The organism is Pantoea sp. X85, from assembly GCF_029623675.1.
In the GTDB taxonomy this organism is placed as follows: Bacteria; Pseudomonadota; Gammaproteobacteria; order Enterobacterales; family Enterobacteriaceae; genus Pantoea; species Pantoea leporis.
Window position 1 is genome coordinate 2,254,398 of the sequence record NZ_CP121108.1, and the last position, 23,047, is coordinate 2,277,444.

The 23,047-nt window shown below is 52.9% G+C and carries 21 protein-coding genes and 2 tRNA genes; 15 read left to right on the plus strand and 8 right to left on the minus strand.

Annotated features, from left to right (window positions below; translation table 11 throughout):
• The first annotated feature begins 16 nt into the window (after positions 1-16).
• From P6287_RS10475 to xthA, 5 genes are all read left to right on the plus strand, one after another.
• Positions 17-472: a YchJ family metal-binding protein gene (locus P6287_RS10475; protein WP_101764237.1), complete on the plus strand. Its 456-nt coding sequence runs from the start codon at positions 17-19 to the stop codon at positions 470-472.
• A gap of 57 nt (positions 473-529) precedes the next feature.
• A complete protein-coding gene (gene purU, locus P6287_RS10480; RefSeq protein WP_101764236.1) occupies positions 530-1,378 on the plus strand; it encodes a formyltetrahydrofolate deformylase in 849 nt (282 codons plus the stop codon).
• 144 nt (positions 1,379-1,522) lie between these two features.
• A tRNA-Tyr gene (locus P6287_RS10485) sits at positions 1,523-1,607 on the plus strand.
• Positions 1,608-1,649: 42 nt separating this feature from the next.
• Positions 1,650-1,734, plus strand: a tRNA-Tyr gene (locus tag P6287_RS10490).
• Positions 1,735-1,859: 125 nt separating this feature from the next.
• On the plus strand, positions 1,860-2,666 hold the full coding sequence (gene xthA, locus P6287_RS10495; protein WP_277973666.1) for an exodeoxyribonuclease III: 807 nt from the start codon (positions 1,860-1,862) through the stop codon (positions 2,664-2,666).
• A gap of 32 nt (positions 2,667-2,698) precedes the next feature.
• Here xthA and P6287_RS10500 read toward each other — a convergent pair whose 3' ends face one another.
• The 4 genes from P6287_RS10500 to P6287_RS10515 all read right to left on the minus strand — a co-directional run bounded on the left by P6287_RS10500 (position 2,699) and on the right by P6287_RS10515 (position 6,687).
• Positions 2,699-2,995 carry a YnjH family protein gene (locus P6287_RS10500; RefSeq protein ID WP_192234039.1) on the minus strand — a complete coding sequence of 99 codons (297 nt, stop codon included), beginning with the start codon at positions 2,993-2,995 and terminating at the stop codon, positions 2,699-2,701.
• Positions 2,995-4,917 carry a DNA topoisomerase III gene (locus tag P6287_RS10505; RefSeq protein ID WP_277973667.1) on the minus strand — a complete coding sequence of 641 codons (1,923 nt, stop codon included), beginning with the start codon at positions 4,915-4,917 and terminating at the stop codon, positions 2,995-2,997. The genes P6287_RS10500 and P6287_RS10505 overlap by 1 nt, the downstream gene beginning before the upstream one ends.
• A gap of 21 nt (positions 4,918-4,938) precedes the next feature.
• Positions 4,939-5,982 (minus strand): selenide, water dikinase SelD, encoded by a 1,044-nt coding sequence (gene selD, locus P6287_RS10510; protein WP_277973668.1) that lies wholly within the window; start codon positions 5,980-5,982, stop codon positions 4,939-4,941.
• Between the two features lie 153 nt (positions 5,983-6,135).
• The gene (locus P6287_RS10515; protein ID WP_110866269.1) at positions 6,136-6,687 is read right to left on the minus strand and encodes an NAD(P)H nitroreductase; all 552 of its coding nucleotides are present in this window, start codon (positions 6,685-6,687) and stop codon (positions 6,136-6,138) included.
• A 169-nt stretch (positions 6,688-6,856) separates the two neighbouring features.
• On the opposite strand from P6287_RS10515, the gene sppA reads away from it, so the two are divergent.
• The 3 genes from sppA to pncA all read left to right on the plus strand — a co-directional run bounded on the left by sppA (position 6,857) and on the right by pncA (position 10,439).
• Positions 6,857-8,716, plus strand: coding sequence for a signal peptide peptidase SppA (gene sppA / locus P6287_RS10520; protein WP_277973669.1), 1,860 nt, complete (start codon positions 6,857-6,859; stop codon positions 8,714-8,716).
• An 85-nt stretch (positions 8,717-8,801) separates the two neighbouring features.
• A complete protein-coding gene (ansA, locus tag P6287_RS10525) occupies positions 8,802-9,815 on the plus strand; it encodes an asparaginase (RefSeq protein WP_101764219.1) in 1,014 nt (337 codons plus the stop codon).
• A gap of 15 nt (positions 9,816-9,830) precedes the next feature.
• Entirely contained in the window at positions 9,831-10,439 is a 609-nt protein-coding gene (gene pncA / locus P6287_RS10530; RefSeq protein ID WP_101764218.1) for a bifunctional nicotinamidase/pyrazinamidase, read from the plus strand.
• Between the two features lie 36 nt (positions 10,440-10,475).
• On the opposite strand, the gene P6287_RS10535 is transcribed toward pncA, so the two are convergent.
• Both P6287_RS10535 and msrB read right to left on the minus strand, forming a co-directional pair.
• The gene (locus P6287_RS10535; RefSeq protein ID WP_101764217.1) at positions 10,476-10,757 is read right to left on the minus strand and encodes a DUF1315 family protein; all 282 of its coding nucleotides are present in this window, start codon (positions 10,755-10,757) and stop codon (positions 10,476-10,478) included.
• Positions 10,758-10,759: 2 nt separating this feature from the next.
• Positions 10,760-11,170 carry a peptide-methionine (R)-S-oxide reductase MsrB gene (gene msrB, locus P6287_RS10540; RefSeq protein ID WP_110866272.1) on the minus strand — a complete coding sequence of 137 codons (411 nt, stop codon included), beginning with the start codon at positions 11,168-11,170 and terminating at the stop codon, positions 10,760-10,762.
• A gap of 338 nt (positions 11,171-11,508) precedes the next feature.
• On the opposite strand from msrB, the gene gapA reads away from it, so the two are divergent.
• Together gapA and P6287_RS10550 are read left to right on the plus strand one after the other, a co-directional pair.
• Positions 11,509-12,507 carry a glyceraldehyde-3-phosphate dehydrogenase gene (gene gapA / locus P6287_RS10545; RefSeq protein ID WP_007889697.1) on the plus strand — a complete coding sequence of 333 codons (999 nt, stop codon included), beginning with the start codon at positions 11,509-11,511 and terminating at the stop codon, positions 12,505-12,507.
• A 75-nt stretch (positions 12,508-12,582) separates the two neighbouring features.
• A complete protein-coding gene (locus P6287_RS10550) occupies positions 12,583-13,455 on the plus strand; it encodes a D-hexose-6-phosphate mutarotase (protein ID WP_277973670.1) in 873 nt (290 codons plus the stop codon).
• Between the two features lie 23 nt (positions 13,456-13,478).
• On the opposite strand, the gene P6287_RS10555 is transcribed toward P6287_RS10550, so the two are convergent.
• Positions 13,479-14,330, minus strand: a complete 852-nt coding sequence (locus P6287_RS10555) for an aldo/keto reductase (protein ID WP_277973671.1) — start codon at positions 14,328-14,330, stop codon at positions 13,479-13,481.
• An 80-nt stretch (positions 14,331-14,410) separates the two neighbouring features.
• Complete coding sequence (locus P6287_RS10560) at positions 14,411-15,160, minus strand: MipA/OmpV family protein (protein ID WP_277973672.1); 750 nt, start codon at positions 15,158-15,160, stop codon at positions 14,411-14,413.
• 408 nt (positions 15,161-15,568) lie between these two features.
• On the opposite strand from P6287_RS10560, the gene yeaG reads away from it, so the two are divergent.
• The 5 genes from yeaG to wbaP all read left to right on the plus strand — a co-directional run bounded on the left by yeaG (position 15,569) and on the right by wbaP (position 22,984).
• A complete protein-coding gene (gene yeaG, locus P6287_RS10565) occupies positions 15,569-17,503 on the plus strand; it encodes a protein kinase YeaG (RefSeq protein WP_008110364.1) in 1,935 nt (644 codons plus the stop codon).
• 90 nt (positions 17,504-17,593) lie between these two features.
• Entirely contained in the window at positions 17,594-18,871 is a 1,278-nt protein-coding gene (locus P6287_RS10570; protein WP_137385905.1) for a YeaH/YhbH family protein, read from the plus strand.
• 230 nt (positions 18,872-19,101) lie between these two features.
• Positions 19,102-20,829, plus strand: coding sequence for a potassium/proton antiporter (locus P6287_RS10575; RefSeq protein WP_101764211.1), 1,728 nt, complete (start codon positions 19,102-19,104; stop codon positions 20,827-20,829).
• Positions 20,830-20,906: 77 nt separating this feature from the next.
• Positions 20,907-21,140, plus strand: a complete 234-nt coding sequence (locus P6287_RS10580) for a DUF1480 family protein (protein WP_110866277.1) — start codon at positions 20,907-20,909, stop codon at positions 21,138-21,140.
• A 377-nt stretch (positions 21,141-21,517) separates the two neighbouring features.
• A complete protein-coding gene (gene wbaP, locus P6287_RS10585; protein ID WP_008110368.1) occupies positions 21,518-22,984 on the plus strand; it encodes an undecaprenyl-phosphate galactose phosphotransferase WbaP in 1,467 nt (488 codons plus the stop codon).
• Positions 22,985-23,047: the final 63 nt, after the last annotated feature.

The following is a 23,047-nucleotide window of genomic DNA, read 5'->3' on the forward strand; positions in this document are numbered from 1 at the left end:
ACTTCCAGGAGATGACGTGTCTGAAAAGTGCCCTTGCTGCAGCGGAAAGGAGTATAGCGTATGTTGCCAACCCTTTCTGAATGGCCAAGCGAACCCGTCCAGCGCGGAACAATTAATGCGCTCACGTTACACCGCCTACGTCGTGAAAGATGCCGCGTGGTTGGCGAAAACCTGGCACTCCAGTAAACGCGTGGCCGACCTTGAGACGTTATTATCCGAAAGTTTTGCCGGTACTGAATGGCTGGGCTTGAATGTAACTCGTTGTAATCATGGAAGCCATGAGAATGAAGCCTTCGTGACGTTTTTTGCGCGTTACCTCGAAAAAGGCCGGACTTCAGCCATCTATGAATGTTCGCGCTTTCTTCGCGAGGATCAACGCTGGTACTATGTCGACGGAACAACGCCTGAGTTGGGACGTAACGATCGCTGTCCTTGTGGCGCCGATAAAAAATACAAAAAATGTTGTGGGTAATCTGGACAGATACACAACGGCTTTACCATTCATCGCTTTGACAGGACTCTGATCGAGATGCAAGCGCAAACCATCCAACGAAAAGTTTTACGAACCATTTGCCCTGATGCGAAAGGTTTGATCGCCAAGATCACCAACATTTGCTATAAGCACGAACTCAATATTGTGCAGAACAATGAGTTTGTCGATCACCGCACCGGACGCTTTTTCATGCGCACCGAGCTGGAAGGCATTTTCAACGACAACACCTTGCTGGCCGATCTCGATAGCGCGCTGCCCGTCGGTTCAGTGCGTGAACTGCAAAGTGCCGGTCGTCGCCGTGTCGTGATTCTGGTGACCAAAGAGGCGCATTGCCTGGGCGATCTGCTAATGAAAAGCGCGTTTGGCGGTCTGGATATGGAGATTGCTGCAGTCATCGGTAACCACGAAACGCTGCGCTCACTGGTTGAACGTTTCGATATTCCGTTTGTGATGGTGAGCCACGAAGGCCACACGCGTGAAGAGCACGACAACCGCATGGCGGATGAAATTGACCGTTATCAGCCTGATTATGTGGTGCTGGCAAAATATATGCGCGTGTTGACGCCCGCCTTTGTGCAACGTTATCCAAACCAGATCATCAATATTCACCACTCATTCTTGCCGGCGTTCATTGGCGCGCGTCCGTATCATCAGGCTTATGAGCGTGGCGTGAAAATCATCGGCGCCACCGCGCACTACGTGAACGATAACCTCGATGAAGGTCCAATTATCATGCAGGACGTGATCAACGTCGATCATAGCTACACCGCAGAAGAGATGATGCGTGCAGGACGAGACGTTGAGAAGAATGTGTTGAGCCGCGCGCTGTATAAAGTGTTAGGCCAGCGCGTGTTCGTTTACGGCAACCGCACGATCATTCTTTAACCACTTTGGCGCTGAACTGCACAACTCTTCAGCGCCACGCATAAAAAGTGGGCAAACAGTTTTTATTTTCAGTGACGGCGCTTTACAGACTGAGCGCATTTGTTATGATGCGCCCCGCTTTAAGACGCAATGATTCAGGCCAGTGGTGGGATTCCCGAGCGGCCAAAGGGAGCAGACTGTAAATCTGCCGTCACAGACTTCGAAGGTTCGAATCCTTCTCCCACCACCATCTGAATCGTCTCTGCCTGAAGCCACAATATGTCATATCCCCGGTGGGATTCCCGAGCGGCCAAAGGGAGCAGACTGTAAATCTGCCGTCACAGACTTCGAAGGTTCGAATCCTTCTCCCACCACCATTAATACCATTCTCCTGTTTTTCCCACTTGTTTTAATCGTTGTAACCTCCTGATTCACACCATGACTTTTCCCCAAAAACTCGTTACCATCGCGCCATACTTTTGCGGATAAAAATGGCAGCGAAATGAAATTTGTCTCTTTCAACATCAACGGCTTGCGTGCGCGTCCTCATCAATTAGCCGCGCTGGTTGAACAGCATCAACCCGATGTCATCGGCTTGCAGGAAACCAAAGTGCATGACGATATGTTCCCGCTCGAAGACGTCAGCAAACTGGGTTATCACGTGTTTTATCACGGGCAGAAAGGTCACTACGGCGTCGCGCTGCTGACCAAAGCTGAGCCTGTCAACGTCTACCGTGGTTTCCCTGACGATGAGGAAGATGCACAGCGTCGTTTGATCATGGCGGAAATCCCGAGTCCGATTGGTGATATCACGGTGATCAACGGTTATTTTCCGCAGGGTGAAAGCCGCGACCATCCCACCAAGTTCCCGGCGAAAGAGAAGTTTTATCGCGATCTGCAAAGCTATCTTGAGCAACAGCTAGCCGTGGATAAACCGATATTGATCATGGGCGACATGAACATCAGCAGCACCGATTTTGACATCGGCATTGGTGAAGATAATCGTAAGCGCTGGCTGCGTACCGGAAAATGCTCGTTCCTGCCTGAAGAGCGCGAGTGGATGGATCGCTTGCTTAAGTGGGGTTTGGTTGATACCTGGCGCGATAAGTTCCCGGAAACCAACGATCGTTTCTCATGGTTTGACTACCGTTCGAAAGGCTTTGACGACAATCGTGGTCTGCGCATCGATCTGCTGCTGGCGAGCCAGCCGCTTGCCTCGCGCTGTGTTGAGAGTGGCATCGATTACGATATCCGCAGCATGGAGAAACCGTCGGATCACGCCCCGGTTTGGTCGACATTTAAGCTGTGATGAAGCAGCGTGGCGTCTAGCGCCACGCGCTTTTATTTGATGATCTTCCAGATAAGCGGATTGGTTCCCAATACCTTCTCATCCCTGCCGCACTGCAATAACACGCCTTCCGCTTTGACTACCGCACCTTCAGAATAACTGCGGTTCTCATAGGTACAGCATTGCATGCAGTTGCTCTGACGATTATTTTGCCCTTGTGTCCACACTTCTGGCGGCAGATCCACCACCACATCGGTATTGCCCATACGATTGTTTTCCGGCTGGCGGTTGGCCAGCGCCGAGGTGCTGCATAACAACAATCCGCCCAGCAACATCATTGCATAACGCATCACTCTGTCTCCTTGGTTTTGCGACGAGCCGTTTTCGGTTTGGCTTTCTTTTTGGCCCCAGGCGCTGTCAATCCGCGAAAGGCCTGTAACGACGGTCGCTGGCGTGCTTCACCAATCAGCCCAATCAAGGTGCTGACCAGCGGCTGCATAAACTCATCATAGCGACAAGACTTCTCGCTAATCCGGGTAAGCGTCGATTCCCATTGCGCCGTCATATCGGGCCGGGCGGCCATTTCTGGCAGTGCATGGATCAACGCCCTGCCCGCATCCGTCGAATGAATATAGCGGCCTTTTTTCACCAGGAAAGTGCGGCGGAACAGCAATTCGATAATGCCCGCACGCGTCGCTTCCGTACCTAAACCATCGGTTGCACGCAGCACTTTCTTTAATTCTTTATCCTGCACAAAGCGGGCGATGCCGGTCATCGCAGACAACAGCGTCGCATCGGTAAACGGACGCGGCGGTTGCGTCTGCTTCGCCAGCACTTCGCCGCGCTCGCACAGCAGCTCATCACCTTTAGCGACGACCGGCAGCGGCGTGCCATCGTTCTCCTCGTCACGCTCTTTGCTGCCGAGCAGCGCACGCCAGCCGGCTTCGGCCAGAAAACGCGCTTTGGCGATAAATTTTCCGCCGCCGATATCAAGATCAATAACGCATTTGCGGAACACCGCATCCGGGCAAAACTGCATTAAATACTGGCGGGCGATCAATCCGTAAATATTGGCCTCATTTTCGGTCAGACTAACCTTACTGGCACGCGCAGTGGGAATGATGGCATGGTGCGCATCGACCTTTTTGTCGTCCCAGCAGCGGTTCTTCTGATCGGAATTGAAATCCGCTGGCGGTGTCAGATTGGGCTGATGCGCCTGAATGGCGTTCAGCACCGCATGGCGTCCGGCAAAGTGCTCATCGGGCAGATAGCGGCTATCGGAACGCGGGTAGGTGATCAGCTTATGGGTTTCATACAGCCGCTGACAGCAATCCAGTACGTTCTGCGCGCTGAGGCCAAAGCGCTTACCGGCTTCGATCTGCAGGCCAGAAAGCGAAAATGGCAGCGGTGCGGTATCGGATTCACGTTTGTCGTTATATCCGGTGACCAGCGCCGGCTTACCATTAATGCGCTCAAGCACGTGATCCGCCAGCGGACGATGCAGCAAACGCCCCTCTTCATCCTGCCACGGCTCGCAAGCATCGCTTGGCACCCATGTCGCGACAAAACGCTCGTCTTTTGGCGTGACGATGTGCGCTTTAACTTCGAAATAGTCCTTAGGGATAAAGTTTTCGATCTCTTCATCGCGGCGCACCACTAAACCCAGCACCGGCGTCTGCACGCGGCCAACCGACAGCACGCCGTCGTAACCGGCGTTACGGCCCAGCAAGGTAAAGGCGCGCGTCATGTTGATGCCGTACAGCCAGTCGGCGCGCGCACGCGCTAACGCAGACACACACAGCGGAATGAATTCGCGGTTCTCACGTAAGCGCCCAACCGCACGTTCAACCGCCGAAGGATTAAGATCGTTAATCAGGCAGCGCTGCACCGCTTTACGTTTCTCTGGTGCGAGCTGCAGGTAATCCAGCACTTCATCCACCAGCAGTTGACCTTCACGATCGGGGTCACCCGCATGCACCACCATGCTAGCTTGTTGCAGCAGGCCTTCAATCACTTTCAACTGCTTCGCTACGGATGGACGTGGCTGCAGGCGCCATTTTTCCGGAATAATCGGTAAATCAGCCAGATTCCAGCGCGCATAGCGGCTGTCATAACTGTCGGGCTGCGCCTGCTCCAGCAGGTGCCCAACACACCAGGTCACAACCTGGTCATTCCCGCAGGCAATATAGCCGTCTCCGCGTCGATGCGGTTTTGGCAACACGTCGGCAATCGCACGCGCTAAGCTGGGTTTTTCGGCAATAAACAAACGCATGGATGGCGTCGTTCCTTAACGTCAGGTAACTACGGTAATCAGTGGACGATCGGCTCTAGCGGCAAACAGTTCGCCAATCGACGTTGCTTGCACGCCTGCTGCAGAGGCGCAGCGCTGGAATGCCTCAATGGCGCCGGGTTGAACCGCCACCAGCAGACCACCGGAGGTTTGTGGATCGCACAGCAACGCGCGGGTGGCATCATCTAAGGGTGAAACCTGCTCGCCATAGCTGGCGAAGTTGCGGCTGGTGCCACCGGGCACCGCTCCCGCAGCGATATAGTCATCGACGCCCGCCAGGCGCGGTACCTGCGCTGCAATCACTTCGGCACGCAATCCTGAACCCTGGCAGATTTCACTTAAATGGCCGAGCAAGCCAAAACCGGTGACATCGGTCATCGCGCTGATGCCCGCCAGTTTGGCGAACTCCGCTCCGGCTTTATTCAGCTGGCACATCACATCGGCAGCCAGCGAACGGTGTTCAGGCCGCAGCAGGCCTTTTTTCTCGGCGGTAGTGAGAATGCCAATGCCTAATGGTTTGGTGAGGAAAAGCTGACAACCGGCCTGCGCCGCGCTGTTCTTTTTCACCCGTGCCACATCGACGATACCGGTCACGGCCAGGCCGAAGATCGGCTCTGGCGCATCAATCGAATGACCGCCCGCCAGGGCGATTCCCGCCGCCTGACAAGCGGCACGCCCGCCCTCGACCACCTGCTGCGCCACTTCCGGACTCAGTAGATTCACCGGCCAGCCTAATATAGCGATCGCCATGATGGGTTTCCCGCCCATGGCGTAAATATCGCTGATGGCGTTAGTGGCGGCGATACGACCAAAGGTAAAAGGATCGTCGACGATCGGCATAAAGAAGTCGGTGGTGCTTACCACCGCAGTACCGTTGCCGAGATCGTAGACTGCAGCATCATCACGCGTTTCATTGCCAACCAGCAGTTGCGGATCGTGAAACGGGCTGAGCTCACTGCGCAGAATGGTTTCCAACACCTGCGGCGAAATCTTGCACCCACAACCCGCACCGTGGCTGTATTGCGTTAAACGAACAGGTTCACTCATGGCGACTTCCTTATGCGATGAACAGGAGGCGCTATGTTAGCCTGGCTGTCAGTTGGGAGTAAGTGTTGCACGACCTAACCTCGATCTTTCGCACAGGCTCTGTGCAATCTTTGCAACGGCGCCTAACCTGCCGCAAAAGTCCAGCATTGTCTGTCAGAAATAACTGACAAACTGCGCGGTGTCCGGCGCAACCACGGTGGTGTTGGCTTTCAACTGCGGCGTGCCGAGATAGAGGAAACCGACAATCGCATCTTGCTCGCGGCAGCCAAAGGCTTCGCGCACGGACGGATGATCGGTCCACGGACCGCTGCGCCAGATGCCATTAAAACCTTGCGCCACGGCGGCCATCTGCATCGCCATCACTGCACAGCTGGCAGACGCCAGTTGCTCCCACTGCGGCACTTTGGCGTTCTCTTCACAATGCGCCACCACGGTGATGATCATCGGCGCGCGATAAGGCGCGGAGGCTGCTTTGTCAATCGCCTTCTGCTCAAGATTGCTGTCACGCGCGGCCTGTTCCAGCAAGTTAGCAAAGCGCTCGCGCCCCTCATTTTCGACAATAATGAAACGCCATGGCTGCAGCGTACCGTGATCGGGGGCGCGCATCGCGGCGTGCAGAATATTTTGCAACGCTTCACCTGCCGGAGCCGGTTCTGCCAGACGAGACGCCGAGCGGCGATTAACTAATAAATCCAATGCATCCATTATTCTTCTCCCGTGAATAAAAAGCGTGGGCTAATCCTGGCACAGCACGATCTTTTGTAACAGTCTGGCGCGATTTCCTGCTGACTTTTCGCACGCCGCTCTTTAGGATGAACCCGACATCGGGGCAGACCGCGTGCTGGCTGCCCTGCTACGTGAATATGGAGAGTTTATGCGCACTTTGTGGCGAATTATTTCCGGTCTGTTCCGCTGGACCTGGCGGGTACTGAATTTTATTCGGGAATTTATTCTTAATTTATTTCTTATTGTTTTGATCCTGGCGGGCGTCGGGATTTGGCTGCAGGTTTCCAGTTCCAACAACAGTGAGCCTGTACAGCAAGGCGCATTGAAAATCGATCTGAGTGGAGTGCTGGTCGATAAACCTTCCGTCAGCAATCGTCTAAGTCGTATCAGCCGTCAACTGTTAGGCGCAAATAGCGATCGCCTGCAGGAGAATTCCCTGTTCGATGTCGTCGATGCGATCCGCCAGGCAAAAACCGATAAAAACATCACTGGCATCGTGCTGGAGCTGCGTGACTTTGCCGGTGGCGATCAACCTTCGCTGCAATATGTGGGTAAAGCACTGCGCGAATTCCGTGACGCCGGCAAACCTATTTATGCAGTCGGCGACAGTTACAGCCAGGCGCAATACTACATCGCCAGTTACGCCAACAAGGTGTATCTCTCACCTCAGGGCACGGTTGATCTACACGGTTTCGCCACCAACGGCCTGTACTACAAGACTTTGCTGGAAAAGCTGAAAGTTAATTCGCATGTATTCCGTGTAGGCACTTATAAGTCTGCGGTTGAGCCGTTCCTGCGTGACGATATGTCACCGGAAGCGCGCGACGCTGATGGGCGCTGGATTGGCCAGCTGTGGCAGAATTACCTGAATACTGTGGCAGCCAATCGTCAAATTACACCAGAACAGCTGTTCCCAGGTGCAGCCGGCATCATTAGCGGCTTGCAAGCGGTGCAAGGTGATACCGCGAAATATGCGCTGAATAATAAATTGGTGGATGTACTGGATACGCGTGCAGCCGCCGATCAGGAACTGGTGAAAACCTTCGGCTGGGATAAGGCGAATAACGATTACCGTAGCGTGAGTATCTACGATTACACCGTTAAACAGCCGCCGCAGAGCCAGGATGGCAATATCGCCGTGATCCTCGCCAGCGGTGCGATTATGGACGGTGAAGAGAGTGCCGGAAACGTCGGCGGTGATACCACGGCGTCGCAAATCCGCGATGCGCGCCTGGATGCTAAAATCAAAGCCATTGTGTTGCGTGTCAACAGCCCTGGCGGCAGCGTCACGGCATCGGAAGCGATTCGTGAAGAGCTGGCGGCAGCCCACGATGCGGGTAAACCGGTGGTGGTCTCAATGGGTGGCATGGCGGCTTCCGGCGGTTACTGGATTTCAACGCCTGCCGATTACATCGTGGCGGCACCCAGCACGCTGACCGGTTCCATCGGTATCTTTGGCGTGATTAACACCGTTGAAAACAGCCTGAGTTCGGTGGGTGTGCATACTGACGGCGTTGCCACATCGCCGCTAGCGGACGTCGCTACCACCAAAGCGCTGCCAACCGAAGTGCAGCAGCTGATGCAGCTGACCATTGAGAACGGCTATCGTAACTTCGTGGGCCTGGTAGCGGCCTCGCGTCACAAAACGCCTGAGGAGATCAATGCGATTGCGCAGGGTCACGTCTGGACCGGTAGTGATGCCAAAGCCAATGGTTTGGTCGATGCGTTGGGTGACTTTGACGATGCCGTGGCGAAAGCCGCTGAGCTGGCGAAAGTCGCTAAGCCGGAGTTGAGCTGGTATCAGGACGATCCGGGCATGATCGATCTGCTGCTGAATCAGATGAACGCGTCGGTTCAGGCGGTGTTGCCGGCTGCGCTGAAAGTCTGGCTGCCTGCGCCAATGCTGGACGTAATGAGCGCAATGAAACAGCAACCTGGCTTACTGAATAACCTCAACGATCCGCAAAATCGCTACGCTTTCTGCCTGAACTGCGGCAACGTACGCTAATCTTTACAGCCCGGCCGCTGGTCGGGCTGCTTTTCGTTCGCAATCCCCTTATACTGCGCGTTTTACGGCAAGTCTGAGTTCCTTCATGCAAAAGAAAAATATCTACGTAGCCTACACCGGCGGCACCATCGGGATGCAGCGCTCTGCGCAGGGCTACATTCCGGTATCGGGTCATCTGCAACAGCAGCTGGCAAACATGCCCGAATTCCATCGGCCTGAAATGCCGGATTTCACCATCCATGAATATCAGCCGCTGATGGACTCCTCGGACATGACGCCGCAGGATTGGCAATCGATTGCGAACGATATTAAGCAAAACTACGATCGTTACGATGGCTTTGTAATTTTGCATGGTACCGACACCATGGCCTTCACCGCTTCGGCGCTCTCCTTTATGCTGGAGAACCTCGCTAAGCCGGTGATTGTCACCGGCTCGCAAATTCCCCTGGCAGAATTGCGTTCTGATGGGCAGCAAAACCTGCTGAACTCGCTGTATGTGGCGGCCAATTATCCGATCAGTGAAGTTGCCCTGTTTTTCAATAACACGCTGTTCCGCGGCAACCGTACCACTAAGGCACATGCTGACGGCTTTAATGCCTTCGCATCGCCAAACCTGGCGCCCTTGCTGGAAGCGGGTATTCATATCCGCCGGTTAAACACCCCGCCCGCACCGCAAGGTCACGGCGAGCTGATTGTGCATCCGATAACACCACAGCCGATTGGCGTGGTAACGATTTATCCGGGTATCTCTGCCGACGTGGTGGGTAATTTCCTGCGTCAACCGGTGAAAGCCTTGATCCTGCGCTCTTACGGCGTTGGCAACGCGCCGCAAAATGCTGAGTTTCTTTCGGAACTGCAACAGGCCAGCGATCGCGGCATCGTGGTGGTGAATCTGACGCAGTGTATGTCCGGCAAAGTGAATATGGGCGGCTATGCCACCGGCAATGCGCTTGAGCATGCGGGTGTGATCAGCGGTTTTGATCTCACCGTTGAGGCCACATTAACCAAACTGCATTTTTTATTGAGTCAGAACCTTACCAGCGCGGAAATTCGTGCCAAAATGCAGCAGAATTTACGCGGCGAACTGACCGAAGATTGATACGGAGCGAAACCAATGAAGCGGGCATTGATAATCATCGATATTCAGAACGATTTTTGCCCCGGCGGCCCAATGGCGGTGCGTGAGGGTGACCAAACGGTTGCCGTCGCCAATCGATTTGCGCGTGAGTTTCACGATCGGGGTGAATGTGTGGTGGCATTGCAAGACTGGCATCCAGCCAATCACGGCAGCTTCGCCTCGATCTCCGGCGAGCCGGTCTACACGCTCGGCGAATTAAACGGTTTAGCGCAGATCTGGTGGCCCGATCACGGTATTGAGAATTCTGTCGGGGCGGATTTTCATCCCGATCTCGATCGCTCTCTGATAGATGCCGTGTTCCATAAAGGGGGCGATGTTGAGGTGGATAGCTACAGCGCCTTCTTTGATAACGGCCATCGACGCAAGACAGAACTCGACAGTTGGCTGCGCGAGCGCGGCATTAGCGATTTAGTGATGCTGGGTATTGCGACCGATTACTGCGTCAAATACAGCGTGCTGGATGCGCTGGAGTTAGGTTACAACGTGGAGGTGGTTAAAGAGGGCTGCCGCGGTGTGAACCTGAATCCGGATGACAGTGAAATTGCTTTCGCTCAGATGGAAGCACAAGGTGCGGTATTAATCTGAAAATAAGGGGCTGGTGAGAACCAGCCCTTTTGATTTTTAGTGCAGGTTGATGCGCGTGACGTCGGGCTCAATGCCAAACTCTTCTTTCAGCTGTTTCTTCGATTTCATCACCATATCCCCACCTTTGCTAATGGTCATATGTTGCGGATCGTCATTGTGGCGAGCCTGCCACAACATCACCAGCTGCAGACAATTCTCTTTCTGCTCTGGCGTCAGCGCGACGCCATCTGGCCATTTGCCGATTTCAACCGCCGTGGAGAGCCGCTCGTACACTTCCGGCGTCATCGCCTCCAGCATCGCTTCCAGTTCCTGTTTCATGCTTAACCCTCTTGCTGATTGCCCTGCTCATCAGTGAAGTTTAGCGAGGCGGAGTTCACGCAGTAGCGCTCGCCGCTCGGCTGTGGGCCATCCGGGAACACATGTCCCAAATGTGCATCACAGTTGCCACAGCGAATCTCAACCCGGTGCATGCCGTGAGAATCATCTTCCAGATAGCGTATGGCGTCGTCACTGAAAGGCTGATAGAAACTTGGCCAGCCACAGCCTGAATCGTATTTGGTTTCGGATAGAAACAGCGGCGAATTACAAACTAAGCAGTGGTAAATCCCTTCCTGCTTGTTGTGCAGCAAGGCGCCCGAGAAAGGGGGCTCCGTTCCACGATGCTGAGTGACATAGCGCTGCATTTCGGAAAGCTGCGCAATTTTTGCGTCGGGTGCGGTGTCTTTAGCCATTTTGAGTTCCGGAGTGTCATTCTGAAAAAATCGACTAGTATTCTAACAAACGTACAACATCTATCGGGTCTTTTTTCGTGCTAACGCCTCCGACATCTGTTCCACAGCACGATTTTGTGATGGCGATCACCCTTTGCAAAAGTCATCCCTTTTCAGCCCGCATTCGGCGTAACATAGGCGCGCAATAAGGGTGCTGCGTAAGCGATTGCGCAACGAATTATTCCTGGTGTTGGAATTGACCTGTCGCAACAATTGACACGATTCCGCTTGACGCCTGGTAAGGTTTTTGTAATTTTACAGCCAACCTTTTATTCACTAACAAATAGCTGGTGGAATATATGACTATCAAAGTAGGTATTAACGGTTTTGGCCGTATCGGTCGCATCGTTTTCCGTGCTGCGCAGCAGCGTTCTGACATCGAAATCGTCGCGATCAACGATCTGCTCGACGCCGATTACATGGCATACATGCTGAAGTATGACTCTACTCACGGTCGTTTTGACGGCACTGTAGAAGTGAAAGACGGTGCACTGATTGTTAACGGTAAGAAAATCCGTGTTACCGCTGAGAAAGACCCGGCTAACCTGAAGTGGGACGAAGTGGGTGTTGACGTTGTTGCTGAAGCGACCGGTATCTTCCTGACCGACGAAACTGCACGTAAACACATCACCGCTGGCGCGAAGAAAGTGGTTCTGACTGGTCCATCTAAAGACAGCACCCCGATGTTCGTACGTGGCGCTAACTTTGACAAATATGCTGGCCAGGACATCGTTTCTAACGCGTCTTGCACCACCAACTGCCTGGCTCCACTGGCTAAAGTTATCAACGACAACTTCGGTATCGTTGAAGGTCTGATGACCACCGTTCACGCAACCACCGCGACGCAGAAAACCGTTGATGGCCCGTCTCACAAAGACTGGCGCGGCGGCCGTGGCGCAGCGCAGAACATCATCCCATCTTCTACCGGTGCAGCTAAAGCAGTTGGCGTTGTTCTGCCAGAGCTGAACGGCAAACTGACCGGTATGGCGTTCCGCGTTCCTACTCCAAACGTGTCTGTTGTTGACCTGACTGTTCGCCTGGAAAAACCAGCGACCTACAAAGAAATTTGTGCAGTGATCAAAGCTGAGTCAGAAGGCAAAATGAAAGGCGTTCTGGGCTACATTGAAGACGACGTGGTTTCTACCGACTTCAACGGCGAAACCCTGACTTCAGTATTCGATGCTAAAGCAGGTATCGCTCTGAACGACAACTTCGTGAAACTGGTTTCCTGGTACGATAACGAAACTGGTTACTCACACAAAGTTCTGGATCTGATTGCACTGGTTGCTTCTAAGTAAGCTAACCGGCTACACAGACAAGGGGTGACTTCGGTCGCCCCTTTTTTTCGACTGGATAAAAGAGAAGGTCTGACCATGCAAGATACGCTTTATACCCTTCCGGTAGTGAATCAAATCACCCCTTATCTGTCACAGCGCCAGCAGGGTGATTTGCCGATTGTGGTAATCAGCCATCCTAAAGTGCGTGCGGCGATTGCCCTGCAAGGTGCGCATCTGCTTTCGTGGCAGCCTAGCGGCCAAAAACCGGTGATTTGGCTCAGTGAAAAAAACCCGTTTACCACAGGTAAAGCAATCCGCGGCGGCGTGCCGATTTGCTGGCCGTGGTTTGGTCCGGCAGGTGAACCGGCGCACGGTTTTGCACGCAATATGCCGTGGACGCTGACCGCCCATGACGAAAACGAAGATGCGGTAATGCTGACTTTTACGCTGGAAAGCAACGCACAAACCAAAAAGCTCTGGCCGCACGATTTCACCCTGCTTGCTCGCTTCCGGATTGCTGAGCATTGTGAAATTGAGCTGGAAGCTTACGGCGACTATGAAGCCACCGCAGCGCTGCACAGCTACTTCCAGATTGCGGATATCTCACAGGTCGAAGTGAGCGGATTAGGTAACAGTTTTATCGATAAGGTTAACGATAATGCTGTTGGCGCATCCGACGGCAAGCAGACCTATCCCAACCGCGTGGATCGTATTCACACCGCAGCGGATGACTGCAGCGTGATTCACGATAAAGCGGGCAAACGCCAGATTGAAGTCTATCACCACTACCAGAGTGACGTTGTCACGTGGAATCCAGGTCCGGAGTTATCATGCAGCATGGGGGACATGCCAAATGAAGGCTATAAAACCATGGTGTGCGTGGAAACGGCGCGCATTAGCAAGCCGTTAAAAAGCGCGGGTGAATCCCCTGCGCGTTTGGGCACCACAATTCGTATCGTTAATAAGTAATAAAATGCGGCGCCGTTGCGCCGCTAAACCACATCTAATGCAGTTTTAGATTGAGGCGCAGGAAACGCCCGATCAATGATGCTCAGCTCTTCATCAGTCAAATTGATGCTAAGCGCGGCCGCGTTTTGCTGCACATGTGCAACGCTGCTGGCTTTAGGAATGGCCAAAACGCCTTGTTGACGGATCACCCAAGCCAATAGCACTTGCGCCACGCTGATGCCCTTCTGTTGTGCAATCTGTTTAAGATGCGCATCGTCAAACAGCGCCTGTCGCAGTCGTCCAGCCTGCGCTAACGGGCAATAGGCCATAATCGGCATCTCGCGCTGCTGACACTGCGGCAACAGATCGTACTCGATCCCGCGTGACGCTAAGTGGTACAGCACCTGATTGGTTAAACAGGATTTGCCGCCGGGCTCTTGCCACAGTTCCAGCATATCGTCATGGTCAAAGTTCGAGACGCCCCAATGGCGGATTTTGCCCTGCTGCTGCAAGGATTTCATCGCGCGAATGGTTTCTTCTAAGGGCACATTGCCGCGCCAGTGCAGCAGGTAGAGATCGAGGTAATCGGTTTGCAGACGGCGCAGACTGCGCTCGCAGGCCTCGATAGCATCGACTTCACCGGCATTCCAGGGATACACCTTCGATACCAGCCAGGCTTGATCGCGACGGCCGCGTAACGCTTCGCCGACCACCTCTTCGGCAGCGCCTTCCGCATACATTTCTGCCGTGTCGATAACCTTAAGTCCAAGATCTAATCCCGCCTGCAGTGCCGCCACTTCCTGGCTGCGCAGCGCTGCATTCTCACCCATATACCAGGTTCCCTGGCCAATAGCGGGTAAAGCTGATTCACCGTGAAATTGGATAGTCTTCATCACTCCTCCTGTTGCGCTGATATGGGGATCTGAATTGGTGCAATGTAAGAAAAACGCCTCATTACGAGGCGTTTATTTGATCATCAGAAGCTGTAACTGATGCCGGTCCAGAGTGTGAACTGGCCACTCTTATCGACCATCGGGCTTTCTTTGATTTCGCTGTCGAAGCGCGTGTAACGACCAGACAAGCTGGCGTTCCAGCTTTGGCTGATTTGGTAGCTGGCATTCATCTCGACATACGGCGACCAGCTGTCGTCTGGATGATACTCAGCGATGCCGGTTCGCGCGCTTTCATGGGATGAAACACCGTAGTAATAACGGTTCTGATTGGCGCTGTTCCACATGGCACCAATGCCCGGCGTCAGGCTGAATGCGCCGAAATCAAAGCGATATAGATAGGTGAGATCCCAGATCAACCCATTGCTGTTATTGAGCACATCACCCAGCAGAGCGGTGCGCACGATACCCCAATCGGCAACGTGGCGATAGTTGGCGCCGGCCATCAGCGTCATACGGCGCTTATCCAGCGCTTTCATGTCACCCAAATCGTTGTCTTTCGGATCGTACTGCTGCGGCGATCCCAGCACCGTCAGCGACAGCTGATTCTGCGGGTCTTTCCACAGGTAATAGCCGCCTTGCAGGCTACGGAACCAGAAGTTTTCACCTTCATAATTAATCACCGGAATCGGCAGATAGCGGTCTTGTCCGCCCCGATAAGGTGACTGCGCATAAATCACCGAAGCGCCAAGAGATAAGGGTTCTGCATGAGTGCCGAACGCCGCAAAATAACAAGGAATAGCCAGAGTAAGCGCTTTAAGTTTGAATTGGTTCACAATTTATTCAGTCCATTAATATAACAATCACACGCAGAGTCTAACCAAATTTTTGCTATCGGTTAACGTTTAATGATGCTCTCTAACCAGCATAGCGAAATATTCTCAGTGGCTTCATCGCTCTCACGGCTTAGGTTGATTGCCTCAGTGCTTATGAGACTTTGTTATTGATATATCGCTGAATAAGGAGAAAAGTGGCTGCAGGTTTTCTGAATGCCTTCTACAGTTAAATGTAAGACGAGACTTTTTTGTACGAGCAGAGTAACCATAAGAATTGTGTATCCCGATAAAAAAACGTCAGGTTGGCATAAGGGTTGCTGTACTCAATAAAGAATATCTTCCGGGAGCTGCTACAAACTTTTATTACGCTCCTTTACCTGTGCTAAAAACGAAAGGACGGGCATCGCTATGAATATATTCGATCACTATCGTCAGCGTTATGAAGCTGCCAAGGACGAAGAGTTCTCATTGCAGGAATTCCTCGCCATCTGTAAACAGGATCGCAGTGCATACGCCAACGCTGCCGAGCGACTATTAATGGCCATCGGTGAGCCGGTGATGGTTGACACTGCGCAAGAGCCTCGCCTTTCCCGAATCTTTTCCAACCGAGTCATGGGACGCTACCCGGCCTTCGAAGAGTTTTACGGTATGGAGGAAGCGATTGAGCAAATCGTCTCCTACCTGAAACACGCCGCGCAGGGTTTGGAAGAGAAGAAACAGATCCTTTACTTACTGGGCCCGGTGGGTGGCGGTAAATCCTCATTGGCCGAGCGCCTGAAAGCGCTGATGCAGCGTGTGCCGATCTATGTGCTGAGCGCCGACGGCGAGCGCAGCCCGGTAAACGATCATCCACTCTGCCTGTTTAACCCGCAGGAAGACGCCAATATTCTGGAAAAAGAGTATGGCGTGCCACGGCGTTATCTGGGCACCATCATGTCGCCCTGGGCGGCGAAACGCCTGCATGAGTTTGGCGGCGATATCACCCGCTTCAAAGTGGTGAAAGTGTGGCCGTCGATTCTGGAGCAGGTAGCGATTGCCAAAACAGAACCGGGCGATGAGAACAACCAGGATATTTCTGCGTTGGTCGGTAAAGTGGATATCCGCAAACTGGAAAATCACGCGCAAAACGATCCTGACGCTTACGGCTATTCAGGTGCCCTTTGCCGCGCAAACCAAGGCGTGATGGAATTCGTTGAGATGTTTAAAGCACCGATCAAAGTGCTACATCCACTGCTGACCGCCACGCAGGAAGGTAATTACAACGGTACCGAAGGGATCTCTGCCCTGCCGTTCAACGGCATCATTCTGGCGCACTCCAACGAATCAGAATGGGTCACCTTCCGTAATAACAAAAATAATGAGGCGTTCCTTGACCGTGTTTACATTGTCAAAGTGCCTTACTGCTTACGCGTTTCCGAAGAGATTAAGATCTATAACAAACTGTTGGATCACAGTGAGTTGACCACGGCGCCATGCGCGCCGGGCACGCTGGAAACCCTGGCCCGCTTCTCGATTCTGTCGCGTTTGAAAGAGCCGGAAAACTCCAGCATCTACTCGAAAATGCGCGTTTATGATGGCGAAAGCCTGAAAGATACCGATCCAAAAGCCAAATCCTGGCAGGAGTATCACGATTACGCGGGCGTTGATGAGGGCATGAACGGCCTTTCAACCCGCTTCGCGTTTAAAATCCTTTCACGCGTATTCAACTTCGACCATGCCGAAGTAGCGGCCAATCCGGTGCATCTGTTCTACGTGCTGGAGCAGCAAATTGAGCGCGAGCAGTTCCCTCAGGATCAAGCCGAGAAGTATCTGGAGCACCTGAAAGGCTACCTGATTCCGAAATACGCCGAGTTTATCGGTAAAGAGATTCAGACCGCGTATCTGGAGTCCTACTCGGAATACGGTCAAAACATCTTTGATCGCTACGTCACCTACGCTGATTTCTGGATTCAGGATCAAGAGTACCGCGATCCTGACACCGGACAGCTGTTTGACCGCGAATCGCTGAACGCCGAGTTGGAAAAGATCGAGAAACCTGCCGGGATCAGTAACCCGAAAGATTTCCGTAACGAGATTGTCAACTTTGTGCTGCGTGCCCGTGCGCAGAATAGCGGACGCAATCCGAACTGGACCAGCTACGAAAAACTGCGCACGGTCATCGAGAAGAAAATGTTCTCGAACACCGAAGAGTTGCTGCCGGTGATTTCGTTCAATACCAAAACCTCAACGGACGAGCAGAAAAAACACGATGATTTTGTCGATCGCATGATGGAAAAAGGCTATACCCGCAAGCAAGTACGCCTGCTGTGCGAGTGGTATCTGCGCGTGCGTAAATCTTCATAATCGTTATCTGTAAGCGTTGCGGCGCTACGGTGCTGCAACAGGAGGCCGGGTTTCCCGGCCTAAGCTTGCAATGCAGTTTGGGGGATTTTTATGGCCTATTTTATCGATCGGCGTCTCAACGGTAAGAACAAAAGCGCCGTAAATCGGCAGCGCTTTCTGCGCCGTTACAAGTCGCAAATTAAGCAATCGATCTCCGAGGCCATCAACAAGCGTTCGGTGACCGATGTCGAGAGCGGCGAATCGGTCTCGATTCCAATTGACGATATCAACGAACCGAGCTTCCATCAGGGCCGCGGCGGCAGTCGTCATCGCGTGCATCCTGGGAATGATCATTTCGTGCAAAACGATCGCATTGAACGTCCGCAAGGTGGCGGCGGCAGCGGCGGTAGCGGCCAGGGCAACGCCAGTCAGGATGGTGAAGGCCAGGATGAATTCAGCTTCCAGATATCTAAAGATGAATATCTCGATCTTCTGTTCGAAGATTTGGCGTTGCCAAACCTGCGTAAGAATCAACATCGTCAGTTAAACGAGTACAAAACCCATCGCGCGGGCTACACCTCAAACGGTACGCCGGCTAATATCAGCGTGGTGCGCTCGCTGCAGAACTCGCTGGCTCGTCGTACAGCGATGACGGCGGGTAAACGCCGCATGTTAAACGAACTGGAAGCTACGCTATCCGAAGTGGAAACCAGCGAACCGGCGCAATTACTGGAAGAGGAGCGTTTACGTAAAGAGATCGCTGAGTTGCGTGCGCGCATCGACCGCGTGCCGTTTATCGATACCTTTGACCTGCGCTACAAAAACTTCGAGAAGCGACCAGAACCTTCCAGCCAGGCCGTGATGTTCTGCCTGATGGACGTGTCAGGTTCGATGGATCAAGCCACCAAAGATATGGCGAAGCGTTTCTACATTCTGCTGTATCTGTTCCTGAGCCGTACCTACAAGAACGTCGACGTGGTGTACATTCGCCATCACACTCAGGCGAAAGAGGTCGACGAACAGGAGTTCTTCTACTCGCAGGAAACGGGCGGCACCATTGTTTCCAGTGCACTGAAGTTGATGGATGAAGTAGTTAAAGAGCGTTATGACCCGTCACAGTGGAACATCTATGCGGCGCAAGCGTCGGATGGTGATAACTGGGCCGATGATTCACCGCTCTGCCACGAGATCTTAGCCAAACATATTCTGCCGGTTGTGCGTTATTACAGCTATATCGAGATCACGCGTCGCGCGCATCAGACCTTATGGCGCGAGTATGAACATCTGCAGGCAATGTTTGATAACTTCGCAATCCAACATATTCGCGAGCCAGAAGACATCTATCCGGTATTTAGAGAACTTTTCCACAAACAGGCTGCAGAAGCCTGAGTTTATAAGCCGGTCACTGACCGGCTTTTTCTTTGCAGCAGCCCCACTCACTTCGCGCCATTTCCTGTTGTTTTTTCATACAAATTTAGCTGTGTATGGGATGCGGCCCCACAGAATGAAAAAATGTGCAATTAAGCGCTGACAAGCTATTGATAAGGCATTATCTTTCCACCTTGTCTGCGTGAATCGCCCGCAGTTTGTCTTTTTTGCCCCACCGCAGGAGAACGCCGTTGAATACCAGCATGATTTACAGTTTGTTCATTATTGGGTCCGTGCTGGTAGCAGCAAGTATTTTGCTCAGTTCCTTTTCATCACGCCTTGGCATTCCGATTCTGGTGATCTTCCTCGCTCTCGGCATGTTGGCCGGGATTGATGGTATCGGTGGCATCGCCTTTGATAACTATCCCGTCGCCTATCTGGTCTCCAACCTCGCTCTAGCCATCATCTTGCTTGATGGCGGGATGCGCACCAAAGCGTCTTCGCTAAAGGTGGCGCTCGGCCCGGCATTATCGCTGGCGACGGTTGGCGTGATGATCACCGCAGGGTTAACCGGCGTTGCCGCTGCCTGGCTGTTTAAGCTCGATCTGATGCAGGGCTTTCTGATTGGCGCGATTATCGGTTCTACCGATGCCGCCGCCGTATTTTCGCTGCTGGGTGATAAAGGCCTCAATGAACGTGTCAGCTCCACGCTGGAGATTGAATCCGGCAGCAACGATCCGATGGCGGTGTTTCTCACCATCACGCTGATCGACATGATTCAGCAAGGCCAGTCCGGCCTGAGCTGGATGTTTGTGGTGCATCTGGTGCAGCAGTTTGGTCTTGGCATCGTATTAGGCCTGGGCGGCGGCTGGGCGCTGCAGCAGTTGATTAACCGTATCAATCTGGCGCAGGGTTTATATCCGCTGCTGGCGGTGAGTGGCGGCATCATCGTGTTTGCGCTCACCACCGTGATGGAAGGCAGCGGCATTCTGGCGGTTTATCTTTGCGGCTTCCTGCTGGGCAACAGCCCGATTCGCAACCGCCACGGTATTTTGCAAACCTTTGACGGCATGGCATGGCTGAGCCAAATCGGCATGTTCATTGTGCTGGGCTTGCTGGTGACACCCTCCGATTTGTGGCACATCGCGGTGCCGGCGATGATTCTGTCGCTGTGGTTGATTCTGGTAGCGCGCCCGCTGTCGATTCTGGTTGGTCTGTTACCTTTCAAGGGCTTCACCGGGCGCGAACGTATCTTCATCAGTTGGGTGGGCTTACGTGGCGCAGTGCCGATCATCCTCGCCGTATTTCCGATGATGGCCGGGCTGGAGAACGCCAAGCTCTACTTCAACATCGCTTTCTTTGTAGTGTTGGTGTCGTTGATGCTGCAAGGTACCTCGCTGGGCTATGCCGCCAAACGCGCCAAAGTGGTGGTGCCACCAACCGCCTCGCCGATTAGCCGGGTTGGGCTGGATATCCATCCGGAGAATCCGTGGGAACAATTTATTTACCAGCTGAGCGCCGACAAATGGTGCGTCGGCGCGGCGCTGCGTGATTTACAGATGCCGCGCGAAACCCGCATCGCCGCCCTGTTCCGGGATAACGCGTTAATGCATCCCAACGGCAATACGCGCCTGAAAGAAGGCGATGTGCTGTGTGTGATTGGCCGTGAACGTGATCTCCCCGCCTTAGGTAAAATGTTCAGCCAATCGCCGCCGGTATCGCTGGATCAACGCTTCTTCGGCGACTTTATTCTGGATGCCGAAGCGCGCCTGCGCGACGTGGCGCAAATTTACGGCCTGGAGTTAGATGAACAGACCAACGATCAGCAGTCGCTTGGACAGCTGGTAATGAGTTTGCTCGGCAGCACGCCAGTGGTTGGCGATCAGGTGGAATGGAAGCAGTTAACCTGGACGGTAGCAGAGAAAGAAGATAACCAGATTGTGAAGGTCGGCGTGCGCGTCAGCGAAGACAAGGATTAATCCGAGGCTTTATCGCTCGTAAACTGCGTGTGAACGACTATGCTCACTATTCAACCCAGCAAATACGGGAGAATGTAATGGGACGCGTGGTGAAGATTGGTCAATATGAAATCGTTGATGCAGAGTTCAATAGTGACAATGGCGACACTGTCAGTATTCCCTGCCATACCAATCCCGGCCTGAGTGACCAACTCGACGGCTGGGATGTGGATACCAGTGTACCGGCATGGATTGATGAAGAGGCTGTCGATCTGCAAATCGGACACTATGACAAGCAGCAGGACCTGTGGGTATTAAAAAAACCCGCCTGATTGGCTGGCGCCGCCATTGATGTGAATGGCGGTCATTCCGAAAAGCTGTCTTAAAATGAAGCGTAATATTCGCGATTAATTAACTTTTAACCATACATTTCAATTAAATAGCCAATTATTTCTTTAGTCATTTATTTCCTTTTCAGACTATTTCCATATTAACTCTGTCAAATAACTCCTGCATACTCTTAAACGTTGCTGCAGCTTTTCGTGACGTGCATCACGTCTCAAACGGTCCTTTCCTTGCAGCGCTTGTGGCAGCACTGACTTATATCTCGCTGAAAGAATACTTCTTTCCATTTTTCAGCGGACCACTCCTGAGCGCGTACTTGATTCTGGTCAGGCCATCTTTTACTTAAGAAAAGAGAGCAGGTTTTATGGCAAGTACTTTGATAATGAATGATGCAACCCGCTCGTGGAGCGGACTGCGCAAAAACCTCATCGCAAAAGTCGCACTTAGTTTCTCGGATTTAATTGCATTAAATCTGGCATTGTTTTTATCTGCCGCCACCGTTCAAGGTATTTGGGGCGAACTGGATACCTTTATTCCGCCCCAGCAGATTGAATACCGGTTTATTGCCCAATTTAGCCTTTCTATTCTTTGCACCGCCTGGTTCTGGGTGCGTATGCGTCACTACACTTATCGCAAGCCGTTTTGGTTTGAACTGAAAGAAGTGATTAAAACCCTGTTCGTCTTCTCTCTGCTTGATCTGGCGTTGATTGCCTTTTCAAAATGGGACTTCTCGCGCATGGTTTGGGTATTCAGCTGGACTTACGCCCTGCTGCTGCTGCCGCTAATGCGTGCCGTGGTAAAACGCGCCATCAACCGCGCAGGTCAGTGGCAGAAGGAAACCATCATCATTGGTTCCGGTAAAAATGCCATGGAAGCTTATGCGGCGCTGCAGAGCGAGGAGATCCTCGGTTATAACGTGCAGGCGTTTATCTCGCTGGATGATGACCAACAGCATGAGAAGGTTAATGGCGTTCCGGTGATCACCTGGAAAGACATCAACTGGCAAACCATGGACCGTGACAACACGCAATTTATCGTCGCCACCGAATTTGAGCAGCAAGTGGTGCGCGATAAATGGCTGAAGTTCCTGTCCAAAATGAAGTGCCGTTCAATCTCCGTGATCCCAACGCTGCGCGGCGTGCCGCTGTATGGCACCGATATGTCATTCATCTTCAGCCATGAAGTGATGATTTTGCGCGTCAGCAACAACCTGGCGAAACGCTCTTCGCGCTTCCTGAAACGCACCTTCGATATCGTGGTGGCATCCATGCTGCTGCTGTTCCTCGGACCGGTATTTGGTCTGCTGTGTGCGATGGTGAAACGTGACGGCGGCAATGCGATTTATGGCCATGAACGCGTTGGGCAAGATGGCGTGAAGTTTAAGTGCCTGAAGTTCCGCTCAATGGTGACCAACTCGCAGGAAGTGCTGCAAAACCTGCTGGCGACCAGCGAGGAAGCGCGTGCCGAATGGGACCGTGATTTCAAACTGAAAAACGATCCGCGTGTGACCAAAATTGGTAACTTCCTGCGCAAAACCAGCCTTGATGAGCTGCCACAGTTGTGGAATGTGATTCGTGGCGAAATGAGTCTGGTCGGTCCGCGTCCGGTGATTGAAGCAGAACTGGAGCGTTATGCCGGTGATGTGGATTACTACCTGATGGCGAAACCGGGCATGACCGGCTTGTGGCAGGTCAGCGGACGTAACGACATTGACTACGATACGCGCGTCTACTTCGATTCCTGGTACGTGAAAAACTGGGCGTTATGGACTGACATTGCGATTCTGTTCAAAACCGCTGGCGTAGTGGTTCGTCGCGACGGCGCTTACTAATACCCTCGAGGCGATGCTTGTGCATTTCGGCAGGCATCGCTTTTATTATCCCTTTCTTTTTCC